Genomic DNA, 13,872 nt, shown 5'->3' on the forward strand with positions numbered 1-13,872 from the left:
ACGACCGGGACTGCCACGTGCCGGCGCGGTCCGGAGTTCCCTGCGACACCCCCGCCGCAGAGACGTCACGGAAATGGGTGGCGGGCGGCTGTCGATCCGGGCGGGTCGTGTTCGACGTGATGGTGTGCGGCGCTCCGCCGTACGACGACGCGACAGGACCCGATGGGGAAGCACGTGGAACAACTGCTGAGAGTGATGAACTTCAACGTCTCGAGTGACGGCATCGGAGCCGGCGAGGAGCAGAGCCTGGACCGGCCGTTCGGCTGTGACCGTCCCGAGCGGCTGTTCGGCTGGGCCGGCGCGACGGCGAGTTGGCCGATGCGCACCGATCCCGGCGGGAGCCGGGGTTTGGACGACTACTTCACACGGGACTTCGCCCGCAACATCGGGGCCGAGATCATGGGCCACAACAAGTTCGGGCCCCAGCGGGGGGCTTGGCAGGACCACGAGTGGCGTGGCTGGTGGGGAGCGGAGCCGCCGTTCCGCACGCCGGTGTTCGTCATGACCCACCACACGCGTCCTTCGTTCACGCTCTCCGACACCACGTTCCACTTCGTCGACGGCGATCCGGCCACGGTTCTGGAACGGGCGCGCGAAGCGGCGCAGGGCAAGGACGTCCGGCTCGGCGGCGGGGTCACCACCGTCCGGCAGTTCCTGGACGCCGACCTCGTCGACACCCTGCACGTGACGGTCGCGCCCGTGGAGCTCGGATCCGGGCTGCGGCTGTGGGAGTCGCCCGACGAACTGCTGGACCGCTTCCACCTGGAGGTGGTGCCCAGCGCGAGCGGTGTGCGGCACCACTTGTTCTGGCGCAGGTGACACGACGGGCCCAGCCGGGCGCGGCCATGGCCGCGCGGGGGCGTCCGCCCGGCGGACGTCCTTCGCGCGGCCAGGCCGGTCCATCGGCGCAGCGCCGACGCCCGGCCGGCGCCACATGCCGGAAAAGCTCCCCACGGCCCGCGCTCCCAGGCCGTCGGACGGGCTGAGCGGGTGCGAGCGAGCGGACACATCACCCCGCACGATGGGTGACGTCGTGGGGGGAGCCGATGGGACACGCGAGCCGCCCTCCCCTCCGGCGGAGGCCGGTTGCCGGACGACCCCGTGCGCAATATTCAAGCCGGCCGGGGCCAAGGCAGTGAACTTGGCGCCGCCCCCATGCGGCCCCAGGCGTCCTATGCGATCAATGGTTAGGCGAACGCTGCACGGCCTTCGCATTCCGCGTTCCCTCAGTCGGTCCGTACTGAGGGCGAAGGGAGTACGCAGTGATACGTCTGGGCAAGGTTCCGGCAGCCGCTCTCGCGGTGGCGATCAGCGCCGTGGCGGCTCCGCAGGCCACGGCCGCGTCGGTCAGCGACCAGGAGATCGCTTTCGTGAAGGCCGTCCACCAGGGCAACCTCGCGGAGATCGCGGCCGGGCAGGACGCACAGGCACACGCGACGACGGCCTGCGTGAAGGAGGTCGGCGAAGTCCTCGTGCGCGACCACACCAAGCTCGACGCGGACGTGAAGGCCCTCGCCGCCAAACTCGGCATCTCGCTGCCCGCCGGCCCCAGCGCCATGCAGGACCAGGAGCTGGCCTCCGTGCAGGAGAAGTCCGGCTCGTCGGCGTACGACGCCGCATGGCTGAAGATCAACGATGCCGGCCACGTCAAGACGCTCGCGCTGATTGACCAGGAAGTGGAATCGGGTGCGAACGCCGAGATCGTGGCCGCGGCCAAGGCGGCCCGGCCGGTCGTGGCGATGCACCTGCAGATGGTCGAGGGCGGCACCTGCCACGCCGCCATGGACGCGGGCACCATTCACGCCGGCAACGGCGGGCAGGTCGCCGCGGCCCGCGACGCCTCCCTCGGCACCCCTGCGGTCGTCGGTCTCGCCGGTGGTGCGCTGCTGGCCGGCCTCAGCGCCGGATGGCTCGTACGGCTCCGGCGCCGGAGCGCCACCAACCGTTGACACCATTTCCCGGGCCCCGTGCTGCCACTGCGCTGGCCGCCCTGGGCACTGCCGCGGGTGTGGCGGCCATGGTGACGGGCTGGGCCCTGCTCGGGGGACCCGCTCCTGCCGGTGACGTGGGCAGCCTGCGACAATCGCCGAGAGCCGTCGCGTTCGACGGCCTCACCCCCTCGCCTCCCGTCGCGATCCGCGGGCCCGCGGGCTTCCACGCCGATGTGGTGCCCGTGGCGGCAGCGTTGGACGGCGCCCTGAGACTTCCCAAGTCCGGGCGCGTGGGCGGCTGGTGGGCCCTGGGTGCGGCGACGGGTTCCGCCGGGGGCACGACACTGATAGCCGGCCATGTGGACACCCGGCGGGAGGGAATCGGTGCCTTCGCGGCCCTCCTCACGCTCGAACCGGGAGCCGGCATCGACGTGACCACTGCCGGCGGCCACGTCTATCACTACGTCGTCGTGGCCCGGCGCACCTATGCGCAGGGAAGTCTGCCCGCCGCGCTTTTCACGCGCGACGGCCCGCCCCGCCTGGCGCTGGTCACCTGCACCGGTGCCTACAACCGTGCCGAGGGCGGGTACGACAGCGCGCTCGTCGTCTACGCCACCCCGGATACGCACCGCGGCGCTCCGAGCGCCGGGGCGTAGTACGAAGCGCGGAAGGCCCGGCGCGTCGAAGGACGTCCGCCGGGCCTTCGCGGGTGGGTCAGCCGGCGGGGGTGGTCTCCGCCGGAGCCGTGGCGGGCGCGGGGGTCTCCGCCGGGGCGGCGGGGGCGACGGCCTGCTCGACGGGCGCGGCAGGGGCGACGGCCTCGACCGGGGCCGCGGGGGCCTGCGCGGGAACCGGAGGCACTGCGGGGGCCGCGGGCGCCGTCACGGGCGCAGGGGCCACCGGCGCCGCCACGGGCGCGGCGGGCGCCACGGCGGCGGCCGCAGCCGCAGCGGCCGCCGCGGCGGCCACGGCCTCCTCCGCCGCCTTCGCCTCGGCGGCCTCCTCGGCCTCGATCTCCGCGGTGTGCTTGGCCACGAACGCCTCGCCCAGGACCTCGCGGGCCTCCTTGAGGTGGTCGAGTTCCACCTCGCCGTTCTCGGCGACGTGGCCCTCCAGGGCCTCGAACATCCTCTCCACCGGCTCGTGCGAGCCACCCAGGCGCTGCTCGGCGTAGACCGCGACACCCAGCTTGAGGAAGAGCTCGGCCGTGCGACGGTTGACGGTGAAGTCGTGGATGGCGTCACCGCCCGCGTCAAAGCCCTTCTCGATGACTTCGAATGCCTTCTTGATGAGACTCACGCTGTGCTCCCCTGCACGTGCCTGTCGCACGACTGCCTGACGGTGACCTGATCTGACGTGAACTGAACTGCTCTGTATCGCAACTGATCGAGCGAGCCGGTCCGCGCCGAACCCTATGGCAGATTCCGGCCCGAGGTGCAGCCGACCCGCCCCAAACCGTCCCGGTCGGAGGGCGCTTGACGGGACGACGGGCGTCACGCCCGCTCAACCGGCGTCCCAACACCGTTGGCCGCCACGGACGTTCCGCCCGTTCCGGACGCGGGCGTCAAGGGGAACCGTTTCATCGGGCGCCGTGTCCTCCTTCACATGTGGTCCGTGCGGCGGATCCACGTGTGAAGGGAGAGGGCGATGGGTGAGGTGCGTGAGGGGGCACGGATAGGGACCTGGGCGGTCGTCGGGGTGGTCTTCCTGGCGGTGCTGTACGTGATCGGGGCGTTCGCCTTCGGCAAGGCGGCGTGGATCACCGCCCCGTTCCGCGGTGAGGTGGAGGAGCGCGAGAACACCGTCGCCTCCGGCGAGTTCCGGCAGACGACGTACGAGGAGTTCTTCGACCTGTGCACGGCCGTGCAGAACGCCGAGGGGACGATCCAGGTGCTGCAGGAGGAACGCAAGGCGGCTTCGGAGGTCCGTACCGCGCAGATCGACCAGTCGATCACCGCGCTGAAGGCCACGCGGATCGAGTCGGTCAACACCTACAACTCCAAGGCCGCCCAGGAGCACCGCGCGCCGTTCCACGACAAGGACCTGCCGTACCGGCTTGACGTCACCGCCGAGCACACGACGTGCGCCAACTGATCCCCGCCATGTTCCGGAGAAGAGGGCAGCCCCGCATGAAGAAGTTCGCACGCATGTCCCTGGCGGCCGTTGTCGCGCTCGTCCTGGGCCTCGTCCTGGCGTCCTGCACCGAGTCCAGCCAGGACAAGGAGAACAAGGCCAAGCAGGACAACTACGACCGCCTCGTGGCCCAGCAGCCGGCGGGCCGCATGGAGTACTCGCCGACGCGTGAGGCGATCAACCAGTGGATCACGACGTGGGGGAAGCGCGGCAAGCTCTCCTACGTCTACATCCAGAACGCCAACGGCGAGTACGGCTACTTCGTCATGAAGGGGCTGCCGGTGCCGCGCTGCAAGATGCTCACCCCGACGGAGAGGGTGGAGTCCTCCTCCGAGGGGCTCGCGGTCCTGGCGCAGCCCGGCATGGACGGCACGTACACGACGGGCTCCACCTGCAACGCCTACTACGGGTTCGACGCCACGACCAACGCGTACATGGAGTTCACGGTCGGCACGAACCAGTCGTTCTTCCTCTTCGACAAGCCCATGACGATGCCGGAGTACGCCAGCGCGAAGCAGTTGGGCCCGACCTCGGTCAAGGACGTCGCGCAACAGCGCTGAACGGCACGGACCGGGGGACGGGAGCCGATCTCGGCTTGTCCTCCGTCCCTCGCCGGCCGGGGCGCCCCCTCGCGGGAAGTACGGGGCCGAGCGCACCCCCACGATCCACGGTGCCTTCCCCGGTCCCCCGCGAGGGCCCCCACCCGGGCGCTTCCCGTCGGATCGGCGGCGCGGCGCGGTCCGGGGCTCAGTTGGAGCGGCGGACGCGGGCGGCCTCGCGGGCCGCGGCCATCTGGCGGGCCTCGGCCTGCTTGCGCGACTCGCGCCCGGGACGGGTGCCCAGGCCGCGGAACGGAGCACCACCGCGGGCCGGCGCGCCGGCGGCCGGCGCTCCGTCGACGGGGACGCCGGAGGGGGCCTGGGCCCCGGTGATCCGGCTCAGCGCCGCCTCGCCCGAACGTACCTGGGTGATCGTGGGCCGGATGCCCGCGTCCGACATCAGCTTGGCCACGTCGCTGCGCTGGCCGGTGGTCACGAGGGTCACCACCGTGCCGGACCGGCCGGCCCGCGCGGTCCGTCCGCCACGGTGGAGGTAGTCCTTGGAGTCGCCGGGGGGATCGACGTTGACCACGAGGTCCAGGTCGTCGACGTGGATTCCGCGGGCGGCGACGTCGGTGGCCACCAGGGTCGTCACCGCTCCGGTCCTGAACCGGGCGAGCGCCCGGGTGCGCTGCGGCTGAGACTTGCCGCTGTGCAGGCCCGCCGCCGGAACTCCCGAGGCCTCCAAGTGCCGGGTGAACCGGTCGACCGCGTGCTTGGTGTCCAGGAACATGATCACCCGGCCCTCGCGGGCGGCGATCTCGGTGGCGGTGGCGTACTTGTCGGCGGCGTGGACGTACAGCACGTGGTGCTCCATGGCGTCCACGGTCGCGGCCGAGGGGTCGACCGAATGGACCACCGGATCGCTCAGATAGCGGCGGACGAGGAGGTCGATGTTGTCGTCGAGGGTGGCCGAGAACAGCATCCGCTGCCCGCCCGCGCGCACCTGGTCCAGCAGTTCGGTGACCTGCGGCAGGAACCCCAGGTCGGCCATCTGGTCCGCCTCGTCCAGGACCGCGATCCGCACGTGGTCCAGGTGGCAGTCACGGCGCGCGACCAGGTCGCTCAGGCGCCCCGGCGTGGCGACGACGACCTCCGCCCCCGCCCGGACCGCCGCGACCTGCCGGCCGATCGAGAGGCCGCCGACCACGGTCGCGAGCCTCAGGTCCAGCGCCCCGGCGTAGGGTGCGAGCGCCTCCGTGACCTGCTGCGCCAGTTCACGGGTGGGCACCAGGACCAGCGACCGGGGCCGCTTGGGTTCCGCACGTCGTCCCGCGGCGGTACGCGCGAGCAGCGGCAGGCCGAAGGCCAGGGTCTTGCCCGAGCCGGTGCGTCCCCGGCCGAGCACGTCCCGGCCGGCCAGGGCGTCCGGCAGCGTGGCGGACTGGATGGGGAACGGTTCGTGGACACCGAGGTCGGTGAGGGTCTTCAGCAGGGCCGGCGGGAGGGGGAGCTGCGAGAACGCCGTCACGGGGGGAAGGGCCGGGGTCACCGTCTCGGGTGCCGCGAAATCGCCCCGCGGGCCGACGGGGCGCCCCTTGCCGCCGGAGCTGCCGGGAACCCGCGCGCGGGTACGGCCGGCCGGACCGGAGCGGTCGTCGTTGCGGGGCGAACGGTCCATGGGCGAACCTTCCTCGACGGGGCACGCATCGAGGGAGTCCCCGGCGGACGGTGCGGCCGGGAAGTCGCCGGAACGAGCCGAAGACAAGACGGAAAGCGGCAGCGGGCCCTCCCGTCCATGCGGCGCGGGGCCCGGCTGCGTCGTGCGTGCCGACGCCGGGTACGGACGTCCGCGGGATCGCACTTCCGGCGAGTTTACCCGCCCGCTCCCCTTCCCCCCGGCGAGTCCGCGGCCGCGCACGCGGCGGAAGGCCCGGCTGAAGGCGTAGCCGACGGAGGCGGCGATCGCGTCGCGGCTGTGGCCGATGTCACGCCGGCGCCGGGCGGCGAGGTCCCTCCGCCTGCGGGTGAGGTACATGTTCGACGTGCCGCTCGCGGCGGTGAAGCGGCGGCCACGCGCGGCGGCGTCACGGCTGACCCCGCGAAGGCGATGCGCGGGGCCGCTCAAGGCCCGGCGGGAAGTCGCCCCTGCGCGGGGTCACGGCGCGACGAAGCCGTCCCTGACCCGTTGCCGTACCAGCTAGTGGCGGGTGGCGAGTCGCTCCAGCAGGGCGGCGCTCTGTGCCAGCAATGCCCGCTCCTCGTCCGTGAGTTCGGCCTCGATGGCCTGTGCGAGCCACCCGGCCCTGCGGCCGCGCTCCGCCTCGAGTGCGGTCCGGCCGGCGTCCGACAACTCGACCAGCGACTTGCGGCCGTCCGTGGGGTGCGCCCGTCGCGTGATCAGGTCCTGCTCCATGAGCAGCCCCACCGCCCGGGCCATCGACTGGGGGCGTACGCGCTGATCGACGGCGAGGTCGCTGGTGGTCATGGCGCCGTTGCGGTCGAGTGCTCCGAGTACGGCGACCTGGCCGAGCGGGATGCGGTCCTCGTTCTTGACGCGTCGGGTGAGCTTGCCCATCGCGGTGCGCAGGTCGGCGGCGATGGCGGCGGCTTCCGGGGTGGGCATAGGGCACCTTACCCCGTTGGCCGGCAAGGCTGAGCACCACACCTGCGCAGCAATGCTGTACAGCAAAACTGCGCAGCATTGCTGTATGGTTCTGGTCGTCGGGCTCAGCGCCAGCGTTGTCGCAGCCGGGGCCCCGGCACACGACAACGGGAAGGACCTCCCATGACCGCCACGGCAGTCGGAACCGTCAACGCCGTCATCGAAACCGTCACCGCCCGCCGGATCATCGACAGCCGTGGCAACCCCACGGTCGAGGTCGACGTCGTCCTGGCGGACGGCTCCCTGGGGCGCGCGGCTGTCCCCTCCGGCGCCTCCACCGGCGCCCGGGAGGCCGTGGAACTGCGCGACGAAGACCCCGCGCGCTGGCACGGCAAGGGGGTCGACCGCGCGGTGGCCCACGTCAGCGGGGAGATCGCGGCCGCCGTGCGCGGCCGGGACGCCGGGGACCAGGCGGCGCTCGACGCGGCGCTGGTCGCCCTCGACGGCACCGCCACGAAGTCCCGGCTCGGTGCCAACGCGATCCTCGGCGTCTCCCTCGCCGCCGCCAAGGCCGCCGCCGCGGCCCGCCGCGAACCCCTCTACCGCTACCTCGGTGGCGCCGGTGCCCGCCTCCTGCCGCTGCCGATGATGAACATCGTCAACGGGGGCGCCCACGCCGACAACCCGCTGGACTTCCAGGAGTTCATGATCGCGCCGGTGGGCGCCGACACCTTCGCCGAAGCCGTCCGCATGGGCAGCGAGGTCTTCCATACCCTGCGCCGCGATCTGCTGGCCGCCGGCCATTCCACGGGCGTCGGCGACGAGGGCGGCTTCGCCCCCGAGCTGCGGACCGCCGAGGAGGCGCTCGACTTCGTGACGGCCGCCATCGAGCGCACCGGCTACCGCCCCGGCGAGGACATCGCCCTGGTCATGGACCCGGCGTCGTCGGAGTTCTTCCGCGACGGGGTGTACGACTACGTGGGCGAGGGGGTGCGCCGCACCCCTTCCGAGCACGCCGACTACCTGGCCCGGCTCATCGACGGCTACCCGGTCGTCTCCATCGAGGACCCGATGGCGGAGAACGACCTGGACGGCTGGCGCGAGCTGACCGCCCGCGTCGGCGACCGCTGTCAGCTCACCGGCGACGACGTGTTCTGCACCAACGCGACGCTGCTGCGGGAGGGCATTCGGTCCGGCGTCGGCAACTCGGTCCTGATCAAGGTCAACCAGATCGGGACCCTGACCGAGGCGCTGGCCGCGGTGGACATGGCCCACCGGGCGGGCTGGACGGCCGTCATGTCGCACCGCTCGGGCGAGACGGAGGACACCACCATCGCGGACCTGGCGGTGGCGACCGGCTGCGGTCAGATCAAGACCGGCTCGCTCTCCCGCTCGGACCGTACGGCGAAGTACAACCAACTCATCCGGATCGAGGAGGAGTTGGGCGACGCTGCGCGCTTCGCGGGCCGTTCCGCCCTGTCGGCGGGCGGGAACGGCGGGCAGGAGTAGGGCCCACGCCCGGCCCCCCGATCACGGTCGGGGGGCCGGCACGGCGGTGAAGGAGGCGGCCGGTGCGTCATGAGTGGTCGCGGGCCGGTTCCGGCTCGTCTCGCGACGTCTGCTCATGCCGGGGGAGCAGGAGCGGGGTGGCCAGGATCAGCAGTCCCGCGACCGCGAGAGCGGTACGCGGGCCGGTGGCGGCGGCGAGCAGTCCGGCGAGCGCGGTCAGGACGGCGATGGACGCCTGCTGGCCGATCGACCAGGCCGACAGGGTGCGGGCGACGAGGTGCCGGGGGGTGTGTTCGAGCCGGTAGGTGGCGAGCACCGGGCTGTACAGGCTCATGTTGATGATGATCGCCAACTCGACCGCCATCACGGTGACGAGGCCGACGGCGCCGGGACGGACGAGGGCCAGGCCGATCAGCCAGACGGCGCGCAGGGTTCCGACGGTCCGGAAGACCCGGTGCCTGCCGAAGCGGGACACGACACGGGGGGCCAGCCGTGACCCGATGAGTCCGCCGAGGCAGGGGACGGCGAAGGCGAGGCCGTACTGCCAGGGCGCGAACGCGAGCTCGCGCAGCAGGAGGACCGCCAGCAGCGGCTCGGTGGCCATGATCAGACCGGCGACGAGCAGCTGGTTCAGGTAGAGCGCCCGCAGACCGGGATGGCCCATGATGTGCCGCCAGCCCTCGAGCGCGGCGCCCGCCCGGAACGGGCTCTTGCCGGACGCTCGCGGCGCTTCTTCATCACCTCGGATCGCGGTGAGGGAAAGTGCGGAGAGCAGATAGCTGAGCGCGTCGGCCACCACGGTGGTGACCGGCCCGAACAGGCCGATCGCTGCCCCGCCGAGCGGCGGCCCCACCGCGATGGAGCTCCAGTTCGTCGACTCGAACCGAGCGTTGGCGACGAGCAGGTCGTCCGGCCGGACGAGGGCCTTGAGGTAGGCGCCGCCGGCCGCGTTGAACGCGATCTTGGCTGCGGCGACCACGACCGAGATCAGGAGCAGGTGGACGAAACCGAGCCGCCCGAGGGCGTAGGCGAGCGGGATCGTCGCCATGGCCGCGAACCGTGCCAGGTCCATCGTGATCATCACTGGCCGCTTGCGCCGGAACTCCACCCACGGCGCGAGAGGCACCGCGATCAGCGCACCGACCGCGGGCCCCACCGCGGACAGCGCCGACACCTCCGCGGGTCCCGCGTGCACCACCAGTACGGCGAGCAGCGGCAGCGCGCCGAACCCCAGCCCGGATCCGTAGGCGCTCACGGCGTACGCCGCCCACAGCCGGCCGAACCGCCGGCCCAGCGCTCTTCTGCCCACCATGATCCGCGTGCTCTCCTCGAGGTCCTCCCGCACAAACCGGTGTTGACCCGGAGAGCCAAGCGGCCAGGACAACGGCAGGTCAAACAACCGGACCGCCGGCCGCCCACAACCATCGGTTGTTCACTAAGGTGGGGCGGCGTGGACTTCGAAGCAGTGCGCACCTTCGTCGCCGTCGCGGACGCGGGCCAGTTCCAGAAAGCCGCCGTCGACCTGTCGATCACCCAGCAGGCCGTCTCCAAACGCATCGCCATGCTGGAGCGCACCCTCGGGGTGCGGTTGTTCACCCGTGCCGCACGCGGCGCCGAGCTCACCATCGACGGGCAGGCGTTCATGCCCCACGCCCACGAGTTCCTGCGTGTCGCCGAGCGTGCCCGCGCGTCCGTGCGCCCCGGCCGCCGGCCGCTGCGCGTCGACGTCATCGCCTCGCGCAGCGCGCAGTCGGGCCTGATGCGCGGCTTCCACCGCGCGCACGCCGGGATCGAACTCGACGTGATGATGCTGTTCGACATCGAGACGGCCGTCGCCGCCCTCCGCTCCGGTGCGATCGACGCGTCCTTCCGCGCCGTCGCCGCGCCCGGCCGGCCCCTCCCCGAGGACATCGAGTCCGTCCGGGTGCTCGACGAGCCGCTCCAGCTCCTGACCGGCTCCGCCCACGCGCTCGCGGACGCCCGGTCGGTGACCGTCGCGCAGCTCGTCGGGCACCGGATCTGGATGCCCGGCATCGCCCCCGGGACCGAGTGGGGCGCCTACTACGACGACCTCGTCGCCGAGTTCGGCCTCACGATCGAGGCGACCGGCCCCAACTTCGGCTCGGACGCGCTCCTCGACACCATCTCCGACACCCCGGCCCTGGCCACCTTCATGGGTGAGCACAGCCGCCTCATCTGGCCCGCCGACCACGGCCTGCGCCGCATCCCGGTGACCGACCCGACACCCGTGTACCCGCACTCGCTCCTGTGGCACCGGGACAACCCCCACCCGGCACTGGCCGCCCTTCGCACCCACTTGGCCGCCACGACCGCAGGCGAGGACGCCACCGGTACCTGGGTACCGAGCTGGGTGCTTCCGCGCTGAAGGGCTCGAAAGGCGCGCAGGACGTCCGAGGGGGCAGTCCGCCGCGGCCGGAGCGCCCCTCACCGTGCAGGAGTTCGAGGTTCGCTGACGCGTTCACACCGCCTTCCCGGTGATGCCGTCAGCTCGCGCCCTTGCCTGCCATGACCTGCGGTGATGCTGTCGCAGGCCGCCTGTGCCGACGGCTCTGCGGTGCGCATCCGCACCTGGACGAGTCGCGCATATGATCGCAATCCGCTCATACTGACACGTAAATCCGAAGCCGGGTCGTGGCGGCCCGGCGGATCCGAGGCACGGTCATTCGTATGAACTCCAAGACCAAGTACACGCTCGCGATCGCTGCTGCCGGGTGGACGTTTCTCGCGTCCCAGTGGTCCGGCAAGGGGTGCGACTTCGTCCCGCAGTCCTACGCTCTGGTGATCTCCCATGGCATGCCGGCGAACGGTGAGGGCTGCAAGGCCCAGTCGGACGGACCGCAGTACACCGACCAGTACTCGAAGTGAGGCACAGGGGGAGGCTCGCCGTCGGAGTCCCCCCGGTGCCCGGTCGCCGTCGCCCGTATGGGCGCGCGACACCCGGTCGGGTCCGCCGGGGGAAGAGCGGGCCGTCGTTCAGCGGCTGACGTCCCGCAATCGCTCGTGCTGCTTGCGTGCGACGGCCTCGCGCACGGGCGTCGGCTCGCCGGGGCCTTGCGCGAGCAGGTACACGGACAGGGTCCCGCCCGTGCGGATCACCGACTCCACGTTGCCCTTCCCCTCCGGCGCGCTCAGGTTGGTGATGAGGTAGGAGACCGCCTCGTCGCCCGCCTCCACCGGGGCGAGTTCCTTCACGCTGAACCCGTGGTCCCAGCCGGCGGCGGACGTGGCCTGGAAACGCGCGCATCCGGGCAGCGCGCCCTTGAGGTCCGCGACCCACGCCTGTGCCTCGGCCGGGGTGTGGCTGCTCAGCGCCAGACTCCCCGACGTCTCACCCGCGCCGTCGCGCACACCGTCCAGCACCTCCCACACCAGCGCCTTCCGTGCATGGCGAGGGCGCACGCTCATCAGGTCCGCCACCGGCTGGCACTCCCGCGGCGACGCCGTCACGACGTCGTCCTGGTCGAACAGGGGCAGCCCCGGCCCGACGTCGGCGGTGAGTCCCGGAACGTCCGAGTCCCGCAGCAGCGCCTTCGACAGCTCTTCCTCGGTCAACGGCTTGAGGTCGGCGGACGTCGCCACGGCCGCCTGGTCGTCGCAGCCCGCGCACATCGCCACAGCCGCCGTCAGGGCCACCGGGACAAGATGACGCACCAGACGTCGCATGACGAGTTCCCCCACACCAACACAACGGGCCCGGCCGTCGCACCCCGGTCAAGGCGATCACGGTACGACGGCGACCGCGGGCGAGGCCTCGGGCCCGGCGGATCGTCATGCCCCGTGACGGCCGGGGTCGAGCGCGAACCGGACGGACCGGATGCGGCCGCCAGAGGCGAACTCGCCAAAGAACTTGCGCCGCTTGACGGGTGCTCAACGCCGCGTCTCGTACCTGGTCAGGATCACGCCGTGCGGAAGCGTCCGCGTCTCCAGCAGGTTCAGGTTCACCCAGCTGTCCAGCACGGTGAAGAACGGCGTGCCGCCACCCACCAGGACCGGCGCGGTGAGCAGCACGTACTCGTCGACCAGCCCGGCCCGCATGGCCGCGCCGGCGAGCGTCGCGCCGCCGATGGCCATCGGGCCGCCGTCCTCGGCCTTGAGCCGGGTGATCTCGGCGACCGCGTCGCCGGTGACCAGGCGGGAGTTCCAGTCGACCTTGTCGATCGTCGAGGAGAACACCACCTTCGACATGTCCCGCCAGCGGCGCGCGAACTCGATCTGCGCCGGGGTGGCGTCGGGCTGCTGGTCGGCGGTCGGCCAGTGGGAGCTCATCGTCTGCCACAACTTGCGCCCGTACAGCGACAGGTCGGTCGCCGGCAACTGGTCGGACCAGAACTGGAACAGCTCGTCGCTCGGCACGCTCCAGCCGATGTCGTCGCCGGGCGCGGCGATGAAGCCGTCCAGGCTCAGGTTCATGCCGTAGATCAGTTTCCGCATGGCGTCTGCCTTCCGTGAGTCGGTCTCCCGCGTACGGACCGGCGCGGCGCGGGAAACTCATCGGTGTGCACGGTCAACGGCGCACCCGGTAGCAAAGGTGAAGCACCCGGTCGCCCTGGATCACCACGTCGGGATCCTCCAACAGGTGCTGCGCGTGGACCGACCCGAAGTAGCGCTTGCCGGACCCGAACACCACGGGTACGACGTCCATGCGCACCTCGTCGACCAGACCCGCGGCAAGCACCTGGCCGCCGACGTCGCCGGCGGCGACCTCGACCACGCGGTCACCCGCGAGCCCTTGCGCCGTGGCCACGGCTGCCTCGACGCCGTCGACGAAGTGGAACGGCGCCTCGGGCTGCCAGCCCTCGGGCCTGCCCCGGTGGGTCACGACGACGACGTGGTCGATCCCGCCCGGAGGCTTCCCGTCCCAGCCGTCCGTCATGTCGAAGACGTGGCGGCCGACGACCGTCACCCCGATCCGGTCCCAGTACGGCCGGGTGTGGTCGTAGGACGCCTGCGACACCTTCAGCGCGCCGCTCTCGTCCAACGGGACGTCACCGCCGGACAGCCAGTCGAACAGGGGTCCGGGCTGGTCGTTCTCGTCGGCGACGAAGCCGTCCACCGACACCGAGCCGTACATGACCACCTTGCCCACGGGGCTCTCCTCTGCTTCGGGGAGCCCCCAAATTAGCGTGTCGTGAGC

General features: G+C 72.0%; 15 protein-coding genes. 8 read left to right on the plus strand and 7 right to left on the minus strand.

Going from position 1 to position 13,872, the window contains the following annotated elements; genetic code table 11:
- The first annotated feature begins 174 nt into the window (after positions 1–174).
- The 3 genes from ACZ7MY_RS27315 (at position 175) to ACZ7MY_RS27325 (ending at position 2,587) form a co-directional block, all read left to right on the plus strand.
- Positions 175–819 carry a dihydrofolate reductase family protein gene (locus ACZ7MY_RS27315; protein ID WP_499605714.1) on the plus strand — a complete coding sequence of 215 codons (645 nt, stop codon included), beginning with the start codon at positions 175–177 and terminating at the stop codon, positions 817–819.
- A gap of 443 nt (positions 820–1,262) precedes the next feature.
- Positions 1,263–1,949 carry a DUF4142 domain-containing protein gene (locus ACZ7MY_RS27320; protein ID WP_499605715.1) on the plus strand — a complete coding sequence of 229 codons (687 nt, stop codon included), beginning with the start codon at positions 1,263–1,265 and terminating at the stop codon, positions 1,947–1,949.
- Positions 1,950–2,017: 68 nt separating this feature from the next.
- The gene (locus ACZ7MY_RS27325; RefSeq protein ID WP_499605717.1) at positions 2,018–2,587 is read left to right on the plus strand and encodes a class F sortase; all 570 of its coding nucleotides are present in this window, start codon (positions 2,018–2,020) and stop codon (positions 2,585–2,587) included.
- Between the two features lie 58 nt (positions 2,588–2,645).
- Here the strand turns inward: ACZ7MY_RS27325 and ACZ7MY_RS27330 are convergent, their stop codons facing one another.
- A complete protein-coding gene (locus ACZ7MY_RS27330; protein ID WP_499605719.1) occupies positions 2,646–3,230 on the minus strand; it encodes a hypothetical protein in 585 nt (194 codons plus the stop codon).
- A 348-nt stretch (positions 3,231–3,578) separates the two neighbouring features.
- On the opposite strand from ACZ7MY_RS27330, the gene ACZ7MY_RS27335 reads away from it, so the two are divergent.
- Complete coding sequence (locus ACZ7MY_RS27335; RefSeq protein ID WP_499605721.1) at positions 3,579–4,025, plus strand: hypothetical protein; 447 nt, start codon at positions 3,579–3,581, stop codon at positions 4,023–4,025.
- A gap of 35 nt (positions 4,026–4,060) precedes the next feature.
- Positions 4,061–4,624: a hypothetical protein gene (locus ACZ7MY_RS27340; RefSeq protein WP_499605723.1), complete on the plus strand. Its 564-nt coding sequence runs from the start codon at positions 4,061–4,063 to the stop codon at positions 4,622–4,624.
- Positions 4,625–4,811: 187 nt separating this feature from the next.
- Here the strand turns inward: ACZ7MY_RS27340 and ACZ7MY_RS27345 are convergent, their stop codons facing one another.
- On the minus strand, positions 4,812–6,284 hold the full coding sequence (locus ACZ7MY_RS27345) for a DEAD/DEAH box helicase (protein WP_499605724.1): 1,473 nt from the start codon (positions 6,282–6,284) through the stop codon (positions 4,812–4,814).
- A 519-nt stretch (positions 6,285–6,803) separates the two neighbouring features.
- Entirely contained in the window at positions 6,804–7,229 is a 426-nt protein-coding gene (locus ACZ7MY_RS27350; protein WP_499605725.1) for a MarR family winged helix-turn-helix transcriptional regulator, read from the minus strand.
- A 162-nt stretch (positions 7,230–7,391) separates the two neighbouring features.
- Here ACZ7MY_RS27350 and eno point away from each other — a divergent pair, with 162 nt between their 5' ends.
- The gene (gene eno / locus ACZ7MY_RS27355) at positions 7,392–8,717 is read left to right on the plus strand and encodes a phosphopyruvate hydratase (protein WP_499605726.1); all 1,326 of its coding nucleotides are present in this window, start codon (positions 7,392–7,394) and stop codon (positions 8,715–8,717) included.
- Positions 8,718–8,784: 67 nt separating this feature from the next.
- On the opposite strand, the gene ACZ7MY_RS27360 is transcribed toward eno, so the two are convergent.
- Complete coding sequence (locus ACZ7MY_RS27360; RefSeq protein WP_499605728.1) at positions 8,785–10,029, minus strand: MFS transporter; 1,245 nt, start codon at positions 10,027–10,029, stop codon at positions 8,785–8,787.
- Between the two features lie 138 nt (positions 10,030–10,167).
- Here ACZ7MY_RS27360 and ACZ7MY_RS27365 point away from each other — a divergent pair, with 138 nt between their 5' ends.
- A complete protein-coding gene (locus tag ACZ7MY_RS27365; protein ID WP_499605730.1) occupies positions 10,168–11,103 on the plus strand; it encodes a LysR family transcriptional regulator in 936 nt (311 codons plus the stop codon).
- 302 nt (positions 11,104–11,405) lie between these two features.
- Positions 11,406–11,603 carry a hypothetical protein gene (locus ACZ7MY_RS27370; RefSeq protein ID WP_499605732.1) on the plus strand — a complete coding sequence of 66 codons (198 nt, stop codon included), beginning with the start codon at positions 11,406–11,408 and terminating at the stop codon, positions 11,601–11,603.
- A 108-nt stretch (positions 11,604–11,711) separates the two neighbouring features.
- On the opposite strand, the gene ACZ7MY_RS27375 is transcribed toward ACZ7MY_RS27370, so the two are convergent.
- From ACZ7MY_RS27375 to ACZ7MY_RS27385, 3 genes are all read right to left on the minus strand, one after another.
- The gene (locus ACZ7MY_RS27375) at positions 11,712–12,401 is read right to left on the minus strand and encodes a hypothetical protein (protein ID WP_499605734.1); all 690 of its coding nucleotides are present in this window, start codon (positions 12,399–12,401) and stop codon (positions 11,712–11,714) included.
- A 204-nt stretch (positions 12,402–12,605) separates the two neighbouring features.
- Positions 12,606–13,169, minus strand: a complete 564-nt coding sequence (locus tag ACZ7MY_RS27380) for a dihydrofolate reductase family protein (protein ID WP_499605735.1) — start codon at positions 13,167–13,169, stop codon at positions 12,606–12,608.
- A 73-nt stretch (positions 13,170–13,242) separates the two neighbouring features.
- Entirely contained in the window at positions 13,243–13,824 is a 582-nt protein-coding gene (locus tag ACZ7MY_RS27385; RefSeq protein WP_499605737.1) for a dihydrofolate reductase family protein, read from the minus strand.
- Positions 13,825–13,872: the final 48 nt, after the last annotated feature.

The organism is Streptomyces sp. NPDC111520, assembly GCF_055635295.1.